Origin of the sequence: Chroococcidiopsis cubana SAG 39.79, from assembly GCF_003991895.1 — a bacterium.
GTDB classification, from domain to species: domain Bacteria; phylum Cyanobacteriota; class Cyanobacteriia; order Cyanobacteriales; family Chroococcidiopsidaceae; genus Chroococcidiopsis; species Chroococcidiopsis thermalis.
This window is the reverse complement of the sequence record NZ_RSCK01000217.1, coordinates 1-3,555: the sequence shown is the minus strand read 5'-3', so window position 1 is coordinate 3,555 and position 3,555 is coordinate 1. Positions and strand designations below refer to the sequence as shown.

Annotated in this window: 2 protein-coding genes and 3 pseudogenes; 1 reads left to right on the top strand and 4 read right to left on the bottom strand. The window is 47.3% G+C overall.

The genetic code is table 11. The features are described from left to right. Nucleotides 1-120, top strand: a pseudogene (locus DSM107010_RS37285) (IS1 family transposase); the annotation flags it as partial. Nucleotides 121-124: 4 nt separating this feature from the next. On the opposite strand, the pseudogene DSM107010_RS37280 reads toward DSM107010_RS37285, so the two are convergent. The 4 genes and pseudogenes from DSM107010_RS37280 to DSM107010_RS37265 all read right to left on the bottom strand — a co-directional run. Further along, nucleotides 125-604 (bottom strand): annotated as a pseudogene (locus DSM107010_RS37280) (Uma2 family endonuclease); the annotation flags it as partial. Between the two features lie 31 nt (nucleotides 605-635). Further along, entirely contained in the window at nucleotides 636-1,025 is a 390-nt protein-coding gene (locus DSM107010_RS37275) for a type II toxin-antitoxin system VapC family toxin (RefSeq protein ID WP_106170665.1), read from the bottom strand. Beyond that, nucleotides 1,022-1,258: a hypothetical protein gene (locus DSM107010_RS37270; RefSeq protein ID WP_106170663.1), complete on the bottom strand. Its 237-nt coding sequence runs from the start codon at nucleotides 1,256-1,258 to the stop codon at nucleotides 1,022-1,024. The genes DSM107010_RS37275 and DSM107010_RS37270 overlap by 4 nt, the downstream gene beginning before the upstream one ends. 206 nt (nucleotides 1,259-1,464) lie before the next feature. Further along, a pseudogene (locus DSM107010_RS37265) lies at nucleotides 1,465-3,483 on the bottom strand (protein NO VEIN domain-containing protein); the annotation flags it as partial. Nucleotides 3,484-3,555 lie beyond the last annotated feature (72 nt).

The following is a 3,555-nucleotide window of genomic DNA, read 5'->3' as shown; positions in this document are numbered from 1 at the left end:
AGACAACGTGTTTCTCGGCTGGTGAGAGAAAGCCTATCATTTTCCAAAAAACTGAACAATCACATTGGAGCTGTTTGGTATTTCATTCATGGCTACAACACAGAGCTAGACAGGATTTGAGCCTCACCACTACTTCCGTATCACTACCATACCGCCAAAGCTCACTCACGCCTAAAGCCTCATAATTATTGAAACGAGTGCGGGATGTAATATCAATTTCAATTGCTAGATCTGGCGGAGGATCTACAGTTAGGTCTATTCGCTTCTTCCCTCTAATAACAGCTTCATTTTGGATATAGAAACAGTCATCTGCCTCTACACCTGCTGCCATAGCTTCGTTTTTAAAAGTTGTAGAGGCAAGACTCCAAAAATCAATATCGAGTTCTTCAAGTAATGCCTTCACCAAATCACCAATCATGACTTTTCCTATCTCATGTTCTGGTAGTGGTGTCACAATCTCCAACATTCCTTGGTAATAATTAATTCTAGCAGCCCGACCTTCCCCTAACTCTGACAAAATGTTTTCATACATCTGCCAGGAAACATTTTTTAATAACAATTGCTGACCTGGTGGAACGATAATTTGATTTAATTCTAGTAGCATAAATGAATTCCTAAAGCACAAGAATTTACCACTACTTGAGAGTCTGCACGTTAGGGTAGTTAAGAATTTTATCGTCAACCGTTAACAACGGACAGTTATAGATTCTTGCAGTTGCAACAATAATCTGGTCGGCGGGGTCGCGGTGAAAACCGACTAATTGTGTTGATTCAACTACAATTGGCAGCGTCAAATCGAGTAACTGTACTCCTGGATAAGCCAAAGCATCATTCAGCCACTCACTGACCGAACAAGATAGAACAAGCTTATTGTTTTCTACTAATTTAGCGACTTCCCAACAAGAAATAATGCTCACTCCCAAACCTTGGGACTGGTATTGTTGTATCCACTGTTCATTAGCTGTTGTAAGTCGCCGATTGCCATCAACCCACCAAACCCAAATATGGGTATCGAGTACAATCATTTCAGCACTTCCCAATCTTCCAGAGCAACAGGCTCAGTTGGGTCATCGTAGCGAATGACTGTGCCGCGCAGAGGATAAGGATTTGAGTCTGAGGAAGGTATAGGCGCTTCGTGCTGCGTAGGGTGACTTTCCAGAATAATCACTTCAACTGTATCCCCTGCACGAAAAGGCAATCCCCGCAGTGTTAGAGTTCCATCTTCATTTAAAACAGTCTCTATTTTATGAGCGTTCATATTAGAATTTTAGATTTTAGATTTTAGATTGAGAAAGATTGCTCTTAAGTAGATTTTAGCGATTATTGTATGGCAGCAATAGAATCAATAGGTCTAAGCTATTGCCTCAGCGTCTTAGTATGACCGGATACTGGTATTTTAGACATAGCTATAGAACCAATCCAAAATCTAAAATCTAAAATCTAAAATCTAAAATCTAAAATTGCCTAAAATGGCTCAGTTCCTTGCTGCCACAACTCGCGCCAGTCATAATTTACACTCGTCACGGCGAAATCTGGTTCTTTATGAAACGGTTGCCGCAGATAACGAATGACACAATCATCGTCATGCACCTTGTAAGTTCCCTGCGATGCCTTGACTTTCCAAACATCCCCTTGGGTAAATTCCTCTGACTTCGGCACTTGCACCAAAGCCAAGATGAAAGCGTCCAGCTGATTCAGTGCGGCGATAATTTCATTCTTCGTCACCGTCACCGTTGCTGCACCTGCTATCCGCCCCTTCACCTCGATAAAGCGCAGCTGTCCCGTTTGGGGAATGCGTGACTCAATATCGTAGCCGCACTTTTGGGAACTGACATCTTTCGGTTCGTAACCCAACTGGGATTCTGCTGCCATCACCGCTGCCATCGCTGTTTTCTCTACCCGTTGAGTTTCCCTAGCAAACATCGCCGCATCTGACTGTCGCTTTCCTTGTAGCCGTTGCAGCAATCCCAGCGAAACTACCAGCGCACCCCCGACGACGACTGGTGGTAAAGGCGATAATCGGCGTTCCTGTTCCAATTCCTCCAGCCGATGCAGCAACCGCGCTTGCAACTCATCCGCCCGCTGACGCGCCTTGGTTGAATTGATCTTGGCATTCGCCTTGCCAGCTGACTCTTGCATTTTCAGGTCTTCTGCCCGATGGTCCCAATAATTAATCTCTTTTGTGAGTCGGTCTTTCACCGCTGCCATCGTCTTAGCGATGAGTTCTTCCTTGCGCTGCTTGACTTCCTGGAGGTGTTGCCCGACAAGCTGGGAAATGGCGTAACTCGTCGCCTGTGCTTCCAAATCTTGCCGCAGCCAAGATTCCTCTAGCACCGCTTCAACGGCAGACTTTTCTTCATCTGTCAGCTGACGATAGTTGAGGTAAGGCGCATAACCTGCATTTTGGGCATTGCCTTCTGGGTCAATTTCCACGTACTGCATCCGCCGCGACACCACCCGCCGAGTCCCAGTGGAATTAGTTCGCGCATCCTGGATACCATGTTCTAGGTAAACTAAAGCGCGGGTGCTTTCACTCATGTCGTTGTCATCTACCAAGATACTGCCTTGTTTCAACAAATCCCGATGCCGTTCCAGAGTCAGATCGATCGCGGCATCCAGTAGGGGATGTCCAGGACAGACGAACGCCGCTAGTGGCTTACCTGGAATGCTAATCGACTCTTTTTCAAAGCAGATGCGTTCGTAGCGTCGCAGCAGCGGTTCTCCCACCCCAATTTGTCGCCCGCGATCGCGAATCACTGCTGGGACGTGGGTGATTTCGTAGCGATCGCCTTCTCGCTGACGCGCCGTGCCACCCAACTGCTCGAAAGCTTCCAGAAAGAAAGAGGCAATAAAATGAGGTTGCAGCCGTCGTGCTGTTGCTCGTTCCATGTCTGCTTTAATTTGCTGCACTTTGGCGATATCCATTGCATCTCGCGCCAAAGCTCTTTCTGACAGCAGTTCCCGCAGCCTTTGTTGATCTAGTTTATCTTGTACGACTTGATTGAGGCGATCGCGTACATCTGGGCGATCGCCATAGCGAATCGCTTGGATCAGCAACTCTCGTAACTCAGTAGAGGCGATCGCTTTCCCCAGCACGTCAAAGACTTTACCCCCCAGCGCCTCTTGTTCTATTTCCAACTTTTTCAACAGCGCCAGATAGACATCCCCTTCACGAGTTTCCTTTGCCACCAAATTCCACAGGTGACACACCTCAGTCTGTCCGATCCGGTGAATCCGCCCGTACCGCTGTTCTAAGCGGTTGGGATTCCAGGGCAGATCGTAATTCACCATCAGGTGCGCTCGTTGCAGGTTAATTCCCTCCCCTGCTGCATCTGTAGCGATTAAGACTTGCACGGCAATATCTTGGGTAAAGGCTTCCTGGGCTTTGCGGCGTTCTTCTCGTCCCATGCCGCCGTGAATTGTTACTACAGCTTCAGTCCGCCCCAGCAGCGTCCGAATTCTCTGGGCTAAGTAATTCAACGTGAGTTCGACGGCTCAAAAAATAGTAGGAGGTAGAGCTGGCAAGCCATGAGGATGGATATCTAAAGACGGCTT